This is a genomic window from Streptomyces sp. NPDC050703 (assembly GCF_040654435.1).
Taxonomy (GTDB): Bacteria; Actinomycetota; Actinomycetes; order Streptomycetales; family Streptomycetaceae; genus Streptomyces.
On the sequence record NZ_JBFAHX010000007.1, the window covers coordinates 232781 to 245057 of the forward strand.

Here is a 12277-nt window from a genome sequence, read left to right on the forward strand (position 1 = left end):
GAAGGCCCCGGTCGCATCGACCGGGGCCTTCTTCACTGGAGCGAACGACGAGGTTCGAACTCGCGACCTCAACCTTGGCAAGGTTGCGCTCTACCAACTGAGCTACGTTCGCATTGCCTCCGACCAGCTCTCACTGATCGGCGCGTGCATCAGCTTACCGCAACCAGACGACTGGTTCGTAGGCGATGCGGAGCGGGTGACAGGAATTGCACACTGCGCCTTCCCCCTGGAAGGGGGATGTTCTACTACTGAACTACACCCGCACAGACTCCTTGGGACCCGGCTTTTCGGCCTTGCCCCTCGGCGTGCTCCAGACTCTAGCTGACCAGCGGGGGTGCTGCGCAAGTCGGTTGCCGCGAGGGGCTCGGGGACCGCGCGGGGCCCGGGGCCTCCAGCCGCGCGACGAGCCCGTCAGTCGGCCGCCTCGAACGCCTCGAACGCCTCGTAGACCTTCTTCGGGATGCGGCCGCGCGGCGGCAGGTCCATGTGCCGCGAGCGGGCCCAGGCCCTGACCGCGGAGGGGTCGGGTGAGACCGCCGTGTGCCGGAACGCCTTCCCGGACTTCGACTGCTTGCGCGCCACCTCCAGGTACGGGGCGAGTGCCGTGCGCAGTTTCTTGGCATTCGTTTGGTTGAGGTCGATCTCGTACGACTTCCCGTCAAGACCGAAGGCGACCGTTTCCGCCGCTTCCCCGCCGTCCATGTCGTCAAAGAGAGTGACTACGACACGCTGCGCCACGAATATCGGTCCCTTCGTGCGGCTGCACCGCGTTGACGTGCGGTGACACCGACTGTCCGGCTGTTTTGGAGCGAGTATCGGCTATTGCCATTTCCTTTGTACAGTGCCTGGCAATGCATTGGGAAGTCCGTCCGAATAGCTCCGCGTGTCCGGCCGTAATGCCGAACCGTGATCTTTTCCTGGATTCTCCGTGAAGGTGCCCCGTTCGAAACCTGTTTGGGCGGGCGGACGTGACCGTCATCACGTAGGATTCTACGAGTCTACGCGAGTAGAAATTTTGTGCCGGTAGTCTGAAGGAACCTGCTTCAGCACCAGGCGAGCAGCACACGCCAGCACCACACACCGGGAGTGCCAGTGGCACGCGTCGTAGTCGACGTCATGCTCAAGCCGGAGATCCTCGACCCCCAGGGCCAGGCGGTGCAGCGTGCACTGCCGCGCCTCGGTTTCGCGGGCATCTCCGACGTACGTCAGGGAAAGCGCTTCGAACTCGAGGTGGAGGGACCGGTCGACGAGGCCGCCCTCGCCCGTATCCACGAGATGGCGGAAACCTTCCTCGCCAACACCGTGATCGAGGACTTCGTCGTAAAGGTGGAGGAAGAGAAGTGACCGCTCGAATTGGAGTCGTCACTTTCCCCGGAACGCTCGACGACCGCGACACCCAGCGCGCCGTCCGCGTGGCGGGCGCCGAGGCCGTGCCGCTGTGGCACAAGGACAAGGACCTCAAGCAGGTCGACGCCGTGGTCCTGCCCGGCGGGTTCTCCTACGGCGACTATCTGCGGGCCGGCGCCATCTCGCGTTTCTCGCCGGTGATGGAGTCCGTCATCGAGCAGGCGAAGGCCGGAATGCCGGTGCTCGGCATCTGCAACGGCTTCCAGGTGCTCACCGAGACCCACCTCCTGCCGGGCGCGATGCTGCGCAACAACCACCTGCACTTCATCTGCCGCGAGCAGACGCTGCGCGTGGAGAACGCGCGGACCGCCTGGACCGCCGACTACACGGCAGGCCAGGAGATCCGCATCCCGCTCAAGAACATCGACGGCCAGTACACCGCCGACGAGCGGACGCTGGACATGCTGGAGGCCGAGGGCCGCGTCGCCTTCCGGTACCTGGAGGGCAACCCCAACGGCTCGCTCCGCGACATCGCCGGCATCACGAACGAGGCGGGCAACGTCGTCGGTCTGATGCCGCACCCCGAGCACGCGGTGGAGCCGCTGGTCGGGACCGGCCGCACCGACGGCCTCGGATTCTTCACCTCGATCCTGAAGAAGCTGGTCAACGCATGACTCTGGACACCGTCAAGCACGCGGCCGAGACGCCCGACGTCAAGCTGCCCTGGGCCGAACTGGGCCTGAAGGAAGACGAGTACGAGCGCGTCAGGGAGATCCTGGGCCGCCGCCCCACCGGTGCCGAACTCGCCATGTACTCGGTGATGTGGTCCGAGCACTGCTCGTACAAGAGCAGCAAGGTCCACCTGCGCCAGTTCGGCGAGAAGGCCCCGGAGAACGACGCCATGCTCGTCGGCATCGGCGAGAACGCCGGCGTGGTCGACGTCGGCCAGGGCTACGCGGTCACCTTCAAGGTCGAGTCGCACAACCACCCCTCGTACGTGGAGCCCTACCAGGGCGCGGCCACGGGCGTCGGCGGCATCGTGCGCGACATCATCGCGATGGGCGCGCGGCCGGTCGCGGTCGTGGACCCGCTGCGCATGGGCGACGCCCAGCACCCCGACACCAAGCGGGTGCTGCCCGGCGTCGTCGCGGGCATCGGCGGCTACGGCAACTGCCTGGGCCTGCCCAACATCGGCGGCGAGCTGGTCTTCGACGCCTGCTACCAGGGCAACCCGCTCGTCAACGCCGGTGCCATCGGCGTGATGCGGCACGAGGACATCCACCTCGCGAAGGCCTCGGGCCCCGGCAACAAGGTCATCCTGTACGGCGCCCGCACCGGCGGCGACGGCATCGGCGGCGCCTCGATCCTGGCCTCGGAGACCTTCGACGACACGAAGCCGTCGAAGCGCCCCGCCGTCCAGGTCGGCGACCCCTTCCAGGAGAAGCTGCTCATCGAGTGCACCCTGGAGGCCTTCGCCGAGAAGCTGGTCGTCGGCATCCAGGACCTCGGCGCCGCCGGCCTCTCCTGCGCCACCAGCGAGCTGGCGTCCAACGGCTCGGGCGGCATGCGCGTCGAGCTCGACGACGTACCGCTGCGCGACTCCACGCTCACGCCCGAGGAAATCCTCATGAGTGAGTCGCAGGAGCGCATGTGCGCGGTCGTCGAGCCGGAGAAGGTCGACCGGTTCCTGGAGATCTGCGAGAAGTGGGACGTCATCGCCACCGTCGTCGGTGAGGTGACCGACGGCGACCGCCTGGAGATCTTCTGGCACGGCGAGAAGATCGTCGACGTCGACCCGCGCACGGTCGCGCACGACGGCCCGGTCTACGAGCGTCCCTACGCCCGTCCGAAGTGGCAGGACGCCCTCCAGGCCGACGACGCGAACAAGCTGGCCCGCCCGGCGAACGCGGACGAGCTGCGCGAGCAGGTCCTCAAGCTGGTCGCCGCCCCGAACCAGGCCGCCAAGTCCTGGGTCACGGACCAGTACGACCGCTTCGTGCAGGGCAACACGGTCCTCGCCCAGCCCGAGGACTCCGGGATGATCCGGATCAACGAGGAGACGGGCCTCGGCGTCGCCATCGCCACCGACGGCAACGGCCGCTTCGCCAAGCTCGACCCGTACACGGGCGCGCAGCTGGCCCTCGCGGAGTCGTACCGCAACGTGGCGGCGGCCGGCGCGAAGCCGCTCGCCGTCTCGGACTGCCTGAACTTCGGCTCGCCCGAGGACCCGGACGTCATGTGGCAGTTCGCGGAGGCCATCCGCGGCCTCGCGGACGGCTGCCTGGAGCTGGGCACCCCGGTGACCGGCGGCAACGTCTCGCTGTACAACCAGACGGGCGAGGCGGCGATCCACCCGACGCCCGTCGTCGCCGTGCTCGGCGTGATCGACGACGTGGCCCGCCGCACGCCGATGGCGTTCGAGGAAGAGGGCCAGCTCCTCTACCTGCTCGGCGAGACGCACAAGGAGTTCGGCGGCTCGGCCTGGTCGCAGGTGGTCCACGGACACCTCGGCGGCCTCCCGCCCAAGGTCGACCTGGCCCGCGAGAAGCTCCTCGCGGAGATCCTGGTCTCCGCCTCGCGCGACGGCATGATCGACGCCGCGCACGACCTGTCCGACGGCGGTCTGGTGCAGGCGGTCACCGAGTCCTGCCTGCGCGGCGGCAAGGGCGCGCGTCTCGTCGTCCCCGACGGCCTGGACGCGTTCACGTTCCTCTTCTCGGAGTCGGCGGGACGCGCGGTCGTCTCCGTGCCCCGCAGCGAGGAACTGCGGTTCACCGACATGTGCGGGGCGCGGGGCCTGCCCGTCACCCGCATCGGTGTCGTCGACGGTGACGCGGTCGACGTCCAGGGCGAGTTCACGCTGCCGCTGAGCGAACTGCGCGAGGCCCACGAGGCCACCCTGCCGGGCCTCTTCGCCTGATCCTCACCACACGCGAGCCCCCGCCCGGCCCCGAGCCGGCCGGGGGCCTCGCGGTAAGTTGCCGCCATGGTTGAGGAATCCCTGGGGCTGCGTGAGCGGAAGAAGCGGCAGACCGCGCACCGGATCTGGCGGACCGCGCTCGACCTCTTCGTGGAGCGGGGCTTCGACAAGGTCTCCGTCGCGGAGATCGCCGACGCCGCCGACGTATCGAAGATGACGGTCTTCAACTACTTCGGCACCAAGGAGGACGTGCTCCTCGCCCCGATGGAGGCGCACGTCGCCGACGCCGCCGACGCCGTGCGCGGGCGCGAACCCGGCGAGTCCGCGGTGGCCGCGCTCCGCAGGCAGTTCCTGGCCAAGGTCGACGGGCGCGACCCCTCCATCGGCCTCAGCGACGACCCGGCCGTGGTCCAACTGCTCCGGCTCATCAGCGATACGCCCGCGCTGGCCCGCCGCGTCATGCTCTTCCAGATGCGCGGCATCGCCCTCCTCACCGACGTGCTCGCCGAGGAGACGGGCGACCGGCTGATGGCGGGCATCGCCGCCCACCAGCTCGTCTCCGCACGTGACGCGGTGGTCGTCGAGAACCACCGCAGGCTGCTCGCGGGCGACCGCGCCGACGCCATGGCGGCCGACTGCGCCGCGCTCGCCGAGCGCGCCTTCGACCTGGTCGAAAAGGGACTTCAGGGGTATCCGGGGAAGCCGTAGGGTCGGCACCATGCCACCGGCCAAGAAGCGCACGCGTACGTACGACTCCGCCAAGATCCGCAAAGCCGTGCTCGCCCAGTCCGGCGCCGTACGGGACGCGGTGGGCACCCTCACCCCCGACCAGCTCGCCCGGCCGACCCGCCTCGGCGACTGGACCGTCCACGAACTGGCCGCGCACATCGCCCTGGTGCTCGGCACCGTCCACCGCTACCTCGGCATGCCGGAACCGGCACGGCACGAAGTGGCGCTCATGGACTGGCCCTTCGCCACGGTCGGCAAGGCCGCCCAGGTCGACGAGGACACCCGCGCCATCGCGGAGGCGGCGGGCACCGGCGAGGGCCTCGACGAGCTGTTCGCGCGCACGCTCGCCGGCATCGAGGAGTCCCTCGCGGCGGCCCCGGACACGCGCCTCGTGCCCTCCCGCGTCGGCGTCATGACCCTCGGCGACTTCCTGGTCACCCGTACGGTGGAGCTGACCGTCCACACGGACGACCTCAACGACGCCGTGCCCGGCCTCGACGTCCCCCACGACCGCCAGGCCGTCGCCGCCTGCGCCCGGCTGCTCGCCGACGCCCTCGCGGTGAAGGCCCCCGGCGCCTCCACCGAGGTCCGCGTCCCGCCGTACGCGGTGGTGCAGTGCGTGCAGGGGCCCCGGCACACCCGCGGCACCCCGCCGAACGTCGTCGAGACCGACCCGCTGACCTGGATCAGGCTGGCCACGGGCCGCACCGACTGGAAGACGGCGCTCGACGCGGCGAAGGTCAGCGCGAGCGGCGAACGGGCGGACCTCTCGGAGCTGCTGCCGATCATGGGCTAGACCGGGGCCGGGACCTGCGCAGAGCCGGATGGAACCAAGTCCCCCACTTGTCCCGTCACATCGGCATGCACACGCAGCGTCTGACCCTGACCCTGACCGCGCTGGCCTCCGCCGGGCTGCTGCTCACCGCATGCGGCACCGAGACCGGGGCCGGCTCCGACGGCGGCGCGGCCGACCGGTCCGCGGGGAGCGCGCCGGCCATCACCGGCGTCCGGTGGGACGTCGACAGCGTGACCGTCGGCGGCAAGAAGTACGAGGCACCGGACGGTGCCCACATCGAGATCGGCGAGGACGGGCGGGCCGGCGGCAGCTTCGGCTGCAACCACGCCGGCGCCGACGTCGAGATCGACGGCGACGAACTGGCGTTCTCCGAGACGCGGATGACCGACATGGCCTGCACGGACGGCGACCGCATGGCGTTCGAGAAGAGCCTCGCGGACACCCTGGGCAAGCAGAAGCTGACGGCGAAGGTCGACGGCGACCGGATGACCCTCACCTCGGCCAAGGGAGACCGCGTGGACCTCACCTCGCGCGCCGACGAGCCCGACGCCCCGCTGACCGGCACCAAGTGGAGGGTGAACGGCATCGGCGACGAGCGCACGTCCGCGTCCGTGCCCAAGGACCTGACCGACAAGGTGCACCTCACCTTCGGCAAGGACGGCAAGGTCCGCGGCAACCTCGGCTGCAACGACGTCACCGCCGAGGCCGAGGCCAAGGACGGCCGCATCACCTTCGGCGCCCCCACGACCACGCGCAAGATGTGCCCGGGCGAGGCGATGAAGACCGAGCGCAGGATGCTGAAGCTCTTCGACGGCACCGCGCGCTACGAGGTGAGCAAGGACACGCTGAAACTCACCGCCGCCGACGGCACGGTCGTCGAAGCGAGCGCCGGGACCGCCGGAAAGCCCGGAAAGCCCGGGAAGGACCAGCCGGACGAGAAGTGAGCCCGGGAAATGACCCCGGGTCCGCGATTACGGTCCGTGCAGGGCCCGTATCCCCAATTCGGACCAGTGGTCGATCTCGCCTACACTCGATGATGTGCCACGTGGTGACGGTCGACTCAATCACGATCTGCTCCCCGGCGAGAAGGGCCCCCAGGACGCTTGTGGCGTCTTCGGGGTCTGGGCTCCGGGTGAAGAGGTCGCCAAGCTCACTTACTTCGGGCTTTACGCCCTCCAGCATCGAGGCCAGGAGTCCGCGGGAATCGCGGTCAGCAACGGCTCCCAGATCCTTGTCTTCAAGGACATGGGGCTCGTCTCCCAGGTCTTCGACGAAACGTCTCTCAGTTCGCTCCAGGGTCATATCGCGGTCGGTCACGCCCGCTACTCGACCACCGGGGCCTCCGTATGGGAGAACGCCCAGCCGACGTTCCGTGCCACCGCGCACGGCTCCATCGCGCTCGGGCACAACGGCAACCTCGTCAACACGGCCCAGCTCGCCGAGCTGGTAGCCGCCCTGCCCAAGGAGAACGGCCGCGCGACCCAGGTCGCCGCGACCAACGACACCGACCTGGTGACGGCTCTCCTCGCGGGCCAGGTGGACGACGACGGCAAGCCGCTGACGATCGAGGAAGCCGCGACCAAGGTCCTCCCGGACGTACGGGGCGCCTTCTCCCTCGTCTTCATGAACGAGCACACGCTGTACGCGGCCCGCGACCCGCAGGGCATCCGCCCGCTGGTCCTCGGCCGCCTGGAGCGCGGCTGGGTCGTCGCCTCGGAGTCCGCCGCGCTCGACATCTGCGGCGCGAGCTACGTCCGCGAGATCGAGCCCGGCGAGTTCGTCGCGATCGACGAGAACGGCCTGCGCACCTCCCGGTTCGCGGAAGCGAAGCCCAAGGGCTGCGTCTTCGAGTACGTGTACCTGGCGCGTCCCGACACGGACATCGCCGGCCGGAACGTCTACCTCTCGCGCGTCGAGATGGGCCGCAAGCTCGCCGCGGAATCCCCCGTCGAGGCCGACCTGGTCATAGCGACCCCCGAGTCCGGCACCCCCGCCGCGATCGGTTACGCGGAGGCCTCCGGCATCCCGTTCGGCGCGGGCCTGGTCAAGAACGCCTACGTCGGCCGGACCTTCATCCAGCCCTCGCAGACGATCCGCCAGCTCGGCATCCGCCTCAAGCTGAACCCCCTCAAGGAAGTCATCAAGGGCAAGCGCCTCGTGGTCGTCGACGACTCGATCGTCCGCGGCAACACCCAGCGCGCCCTGGTCAAGATGCTCCGCGAGGCCGGCGCCGCCGAGATCCACATCCGCATCTCCTCGCCGCCCGTGAAGTGGCCCTGCTTCTTCGGCATCGACTTCGCGACCCGCGCCGAGCTGATCGCCAACGGCATGACGATCGACGAGATCGCCACCTCCATGGGTGCCGACTCCCTCGCGTACATCTCCATCGACGGCATGATCGAGGCCACGACCATCGACAAGCCGAACCTCTGCCGTGCCTGCTTCGACGGCGAGTACCCGATGGACCTGCCCGATCCCGAACTGCTCGGCAAGCAGCTCCTGGAGACGGAACTGGCCGCGGGCCCGGCGAGCACTGCCGCCGCCGACGCGATCCGCCGCCCGTAAGTCCCCTCGCAGTACGACACGAAAGTTCTCACCGTCATGTCTGAGACCACTGGTGCCAGCTACGCAAGCGCGGGCGTCGACATCGAGGCGGGCGATCGCGCCGTCGAGCTGATGAAGGAGTGGGTCAAGAAGACCCAGCGCCCCGAGGTCGCGGGCCTCGGCGGCCTCGGCGGCTTCGCCGGGCTCTTCGACGCCTCCGCCCTCAAGCGCTTCGAGCGCCCCCTCCTGGCCTCCGCCACCGACGGCGTCGGGACCAAGGTCGACATCGCCCGCCAGATGGGCGTCTACGACACGATCGGCCACGACCTCGTCGCGATGGTCATGGACGACATCGTGGTCTGCGGTGCCGAGCCGCTCTTCATGACCGACTACATCTGCGTCGGCAAGGTCCACCCGGAGCGCGTCGCCGCCATCGTCAAGGGCATCGCCGAGGGCTGCGTCCTCGCGGGCTGCTCGCTGGTCGGCGGCGAGACGGCGGAGCACCCGGGCCTGCTCGGCCCCGACGACTTCGACGTGGCGGGCGCCGGCACCGGCGCGGTCGAGGCGGACCGCCTGCTCGGCGCGGACCGCATCCGCGAGGGCGACGCGGTGATCGCCATGGCGGCCTCCGGCCTTCACTCGAACGGGTACTCACTCGTCCGGCACGTGGTCTTCGACCGCGCGGGATGGGCCCTGGACCGCCGGGTCGAGGAGTTCGGCCGCACGCTCGGCGAGGAGCTCCTGGAGCCCACCAGGATCTACTCCCTGGACTGCCTGGCGCTCACCCGCACCACGGACGTCCACGCCTTCAGCCACATCACGGGCGGCGGCCTCGCGGCGAACCTGGCCCGGGTCGTCCCCGACGGCCTGCACGCGGTCGTCGACCGCGGCACGTGGACCCCGGGCGCGGTCTTCGACGTGGTCGGCACGGCGGGCCGGGTCGAGCGCCTGGAGCTGGAGAAGACGCTGAACATGGGCGTCGGCATGATCGCGATCGTCCCCGAGGAGTCGGCGGACGCGGCGCTCACCACCCTCGCCGACCGCGGCCTGGACGCCTGGGTCGCCGGTGAGATCACCGAGCGCGGCGAGCACACCACGGGCGCGGCCCTGATCGGTGACTACGCGAAGTGAGCCGGTGGGGCGGCCCGGACGGGCCGCCCCGAGGCAGCACAAAACCCGGTCCGGTGTGGTGACCACCCCGGACCGGGTGAAGCGCGGACGGCACGGATGCCGACCGCGGATACCGCCTTTGTGCGACTACCGCTTGTGCAACGAGGTCAAGCGCCGCGGCGCTGCGACGACGGACCGGACTCTTCGGCAGAGTCGTCGTCCTCGTCGTCGTTATACAGATCCGCGTACTGGGCGTACGGGTCGTCTTCCTCGTCGTCGTCTTCGAACGGCTCGCCATTCGGCGGCTGTTGCGAAGTCGAAGCGCCCAGCTCATTGGCCAGACGCGACAGGTCAGTCCCGCCGCTGCTGTACTTCAGCTGGCGGGCGACCTTCGTCTGCTTGGCCTTTGCCCGGCCGCGCCCCATGGCTCGACCCCCTCGGATACGGGGCTCGACGGCCCCAGAGTCTTGACACGCGTTCATGATCTAGAACGGTCTCTCCTCGGAGAGACCGGTCCGTAGGGCTTCCACGGTACCTGCTCCTGCGGCCATACGGTACGTCGCCCGCAGGACGCGCCTCGGCGCAGAACCCGCGAGGAGCCCCGTCCTCGCTGGTCAACTGCGATTTTAACCTCTTCTTGCCGGGCGACCCGCCGACGGGGGTGAGTCTTGTCTCCCACACCCGTCGGCGGGTGCGTCTCAGCGGGCGTCCGCCATCCGCTGCTCGGCGATCCTGTCGGCCGCCGCGGCCGGCGGAATGCCGTCCTGCTTTGCGCGAGCGAATATTGCGAGCGTGGTGTCGAAGATCTTCGACGCCTTCGCCTTGCACCGGTCGAAGTCGAACCCGTGCAGCTCGTCGGCGACCTGGATCACGCCGCCCGCGTTCACCACGTAGTCCGGCGCGTAGAGGATCGCCCGGTCGGCGAGGTCCTTCTCCACGCCCGGGTGCGCGAGCTGGTTGTTGGCCGCGCCGCACACCACCTTCGCGGTCAGAACGGACACGGAGTCGTCGTTCAGGGCGCCGCCGAGCGCGCAGGGCGCGTAGATGTCGAGGCCCTCGGTGCGGATCAGCGCGTCCGTGTCGGCCACCGCCGTCACCGACGGGTGCTTGTGGAGGACGCGGTTCACCGACTCCTCGCGCACGTCCGTGACGACGACGTCGGCGCCGTCCGCCAGGAGGTGCTCGACGAGGTGGTGCCCGACCTTGCCGACGCCGGCGACGCCGACCTTGCGGCCGCGCAGGGTCGGGTCGCCCCACAGGTGCTGGGCGGACGCGCGCATGCCCTGGAAGACCCCGAACGCGGTGAGCACCGAGGAGTCGCCCGCGCCGCCGTTCTCCGGGGAGCGCCCGGTGGTCCAGCGGCACTCCCGGGCGACGACGTCCATGTCGGCGACGTAGGTGCCGACGTCGCAGGCCGTCACGTACCGGCCGCCGAGCGAGGCGACGAAGCGGCCGTAGGCGAGGAGCAGGGCCTCGCTCTTGATCTGCTCGGGGTCACCGATGATCACGGCCTTGCCGCCGCCGTGGTCGAGCCCGGCCATGGCGTTCTTGTACGACATGCCGCGCGCGAGGTTCAGCGCGTCGGCGACGGCCTCCTCCTCGCTCGCGTACGGGTAGAAGCGGGTGCCGCCGAGGGCGGGGCCCAGGGCGGTGGAGTGGAGGGCGATGACGGCCTTGAGGCCACTCGCGCGGTCCTGGCAGAGCACTACTTGCTCATGGCCGCCCTGGTCCGAGTGGAACAGGGTGCGCAGGACGCCGTTGTCTGCATCGGTCACTGTGGTGACTCCCGGTCGAATAGCGGCGGTGGGCGGGCTCCCGTACGGGTGGCGGGGCCCGATGGGCACGAGACTAGGGCCTGATCGGCCATGGCACGATCACCCGTGTTTTCCGACCTGCCCGTGGGGGAGAGAGCAGCCGTGCCCAAGGTGTCATCGGTGACGGTCCCGTACGCGTCGTACTTGCGTGTCTACGAGCCCCTGGCCGCCTTCCCCGAACCGGAACGCGGTCACTGGGCCCGCTATGCGCGCCGCTCCGACCGCCCCTCCTACCAGGACGAACTCCGCCGCTCGCTGGCGGACCTCGTGTCGACGCCGCCCGTGCCGGTGCCGGTGCACGAGAGCGGCGACGCGTTCGTCCTGGAGACCGACGGGGTGGTCTGCGTCTGTCCGTGGCGGACGCGGCTGCGCGGCTGGCAGGCGCTGGGGGAGCTGCCCGAACAACTGCCCGGCCCGGTCCTGGACGCGGTGCTGCCCCCGGTGCTGCGCCGCCAGACGGTCGCGGACTACGAGCGGTGGCGGCTCCGCAACCCGGACGCGAGGCCCTGGATCCGCACCTCCACGTGGCAGGTGCCCCTGCACTGGTTCGTCCTCGTCTCGGACGAGGAGCGGGTCTACGAGCCGTGCGCGGGGCCCGGACGCCCGCCGGTGCTCCGCTACCGCACCCAGATGGTGGAGGCCAGGCGCCGGGTCGCGCGCGGCCTGCGGGCGCTGCGGGACGCGCTGGACGACGTCCCCTTCGTCGAGGGGCTCGTGGACGTGGGCCGGTGGCTTGAGGAGTTCCATCCGCGCTCCCTCGTCGAGGTGGACTACGGAGGGCTCGTGCACGCCGTCCCCGCCGACGAGCTGGACGAGGACCACTCGGCGGCCGATGTCGCCGAGGGGATCGAGGCGCTGCGCAACGGCGACGGCGAGGGGGCCGGCGAGGCGTATGCGAGGCTCGTGGAGCGGTGGCGGACGATCCGGCACCTGCAGTTCGCGAACTGAGCGCCGGCCGTCGTGATGGCCGCCGGGACGTAGGTCCCGATCCGGGCCTTTGCCCTCAAGCGTGATGGA

The 12277-nt window shown here is 70.1% G+C and carries 12 protein-coding genes and 2 tRNA genes; 9 read left to right on the forward strand and 5 right to left on the reverse strand.

Annotation, left to right across the window (positions count from 1 at the left end):
- Positions 1 to 36: 36 nt before the first annotated feature.
- From AB0I16_RS09890 to AB0I16_RS09900, 3 genes are all read right to left on the reverse strand, one after another.
- A tRNA-Gly gene (locus AB0I16_RS09890) sits at positions 37 to 112 on the reverse strand.
- A 79-nt stretch (positions 113 to 191) separates the two neighbouring features.
- Positions 192 to 263, reverse strand: a tRNA-Gly gene (locus tag AB0I16_RS09895).
- 148 nt (positions 264 to 411) lie between these two features.
- The gene (locus AB0I16_RS09900) at positions 412 to 738 is read right to left on the reverse strand and encodes an Lsr2 family protein (protein WP_363248788.1); all 327 of its coding nucleotides are present in this window, start codon (positions 736 to 738) and stop codon (positions 412 to 414) included.
- 354 nt (positions 739 to 1092) lie between these two features.
- Between AB0I16_RS09900 and purS the strand changes: the two genes are divergently transcribed.
- From purS to purM, 8 genes are all read left to right on the forward strand, one after another.
- The gene (purS, locus tag AB0I16_RS09905; RefSeq protein WP_363248789.1) at positions 1093 to 1344 is read left to right on the forward strand and encodes a phosphoribosylformylglycinamidine synthase subunit PurS; all 252 of its coding nucleotides are present in this window, start codon (positions 1093 to 1095) and stop codon (positions 1342 to 1344) included.
- Positions 1341 to 2021, forward strand: coding sequence for a phosphoribosylformylglycinamidine synthase subunit PurQ (gene purQ / locus AB0I16_RS09910; RefSeq protein ID WP_363248790.1), 681 nt, complete (start codon positions 1341 to 1343; stop codon positions 2019 to 2021). The genes purS and purQ overlap by 4 nt, the downstream gene beginning before the upstream one ends.
- On the forward strand, positions 2018 to 4267 hold the full coding sequence (purL, locus tag AB0I16_RS09915; RefSeq protein WP_363248791.1) for a phosphoribosylformylglycinamidine synthase subunit PurL: 2250 nt from the start codon (positions 2018 to 2020) through the stop codon (positions 4265 to 4267). The genes purQ and purL overlap by 4 nt, the downstream gene beginning before the upstream one ends.
- A gap of 66 nt (positions 4268 to 4333) precedes the next feature.
- Entirely contained in the window at positions 4334 to 4975 is a 642-nt protein-coding gene (locus tag AB0I16_RS09920) for a helix-turn-helix domain-containing protein (protein ID WP_363248792.1), read from the forward strand.
- Between the two features lie 10 nt (positions 4976 to 4985).
- Complete coding sequence (locus AB0I16_RS09925; protein WP_363248793.1) at positions 4986 to 5792, forward strand: sterol carrier family protein; 807 nt, start codon at positions 4986 to 4988, stop codon at positions 5790 to 5792.
- A 65-nt stretch (positions 5793 to 5857) separates the two neighbouring features.
- Complete coding sequence (locus AB0I16_RS09930) at positions 5858 to 6736, forward strand: META domain-containing protein (protein WP_363248794.1); 879 nt, start codon at positions 5858 to 5860, stop codon at positions 6734 to 6736.
- 94 nt (positions 6737 to 6830) lie between these two features.
- A complete protein-coding gene (purF, locus tag AB0I16_RS09935) occupies positions 6831 to 8357 on the forward strand; it encodes an amidophosphoribosyltransferase (protein ID WP_363248795.1) in 1527 nt (508 codons plus the stop codon).
- 36 nt (positions 8358 to 8393) lie between these two features.
- Positions 8394 to 9467 carry a phosphoribosylformylglycinamidine cyclo-ligase gene (gene purM, locus AB0I16_RS09940; protein ID WP_363248796.1) on the forward strand — a complete coding sequence of 358 codons (1074 nt, stop codon included), beginning with the start codon at positions 8394 to 8396 and terminating at the stop codon, positions 9465 to 9467.
- A 146-nt stretch (positions 9468 to 9613) separates the two neighbouring features.
- On the opposite strand, the gene AB0I16_RS09945 is transcribed toward purM, so the two are convergent.
- Both AB0I16_RS09945 and AB0I16_RS09950 read right to left on the reverse strand, forming a co-directional pair.
- Positions 9614 to 9871 carry a DUF3073 domain-containing protein gene (locus tag AB0I16_RS09945; RefSeq protein ID WP_344522176.1) on the reverse strand — a complete coding sequence of 86 codons (258 nt, stop codon included), beginning with the start codon at positions 9869 to 9871 and terminating at the stop codon, positions 9614 to 9616.
- Between the two features lie 273 nt (positions 9872 to 10144).
- Positions 10145 to 11221: a Glu/Leu/Phe/Val dehydrogenase dimerization domain-containing protein gene (locus tag AB0I16_RS09950; RefSeq protein ID WP_363248797.1), complete on the reverse strand. Its 1077-nt coding sequence runs from the start codon at positions 11219 to 11221 to the stop codon at positions 10145 to 10147.
- Positions 11222 to 11362: 141 nt separating this feature from the next.
- On the opposite strand from AB0I16_RS09950, the gene AB0I16_RS09955 reads away from it, so the two are divergent.
- Positions 11363 to 12208: a hypothetical protein gene (locus tag AB0I16_RS09955; protein ID WP_363248798.1), complete on the forward strand. Its 846-nt coding sequence runs from the start codon at positions 11363 to 11365 to the stop codon at positions 12206 to 12208.
- Positions 12209 to 12277 lie beyond the last annotated feature (69 nt).

Bases quoted from the DNA above. Each gene is read 5' to 3' on its own strand.
- purL (WP_363248791.1), top strand. From the start codon at position 2,018: ATGACTCTGGACACCGTCAAGCACGCGGCCGAGACGCCCGACGTCAAG.
- AB0I16_RS09920 (WP_363248792.1), top strand. From the start codon at position 4,334: ATGGTTGAGGAATCCCTGGGGCTGCGTGAGCGGAAGAAGCGGCAGACC.
- AB0I16_RS09925 (WP_363248793.1), top strand. From the start codon at position 4,986: ATGCCACCGGCCAAGAAGCGCACGCGTACGTACGACTCCGCCAAGATC.
- AB0I16_RS09930 (WP_363248794.1), top strand. From the start codon at position 5,858: ATGCACACGCAGCGTCTGACCCTGACCCTGACCGCGCTGGCCTCCGCC.
- purM (WP_363248796.1), top strand. From the start codon at position 8,394: ATGTCTGAGACCACTGGTGCCAGCTACGCAAGCGCGGGCGTCGACATC.
- AB0I16_RS09945 (WP_344522176.1), bottom strand. From the start codon at position 9,871: ATGGGGCGCGGCCGGGCAAAGGCCAAGCAGACGAAGGTCGCCCGCCAG.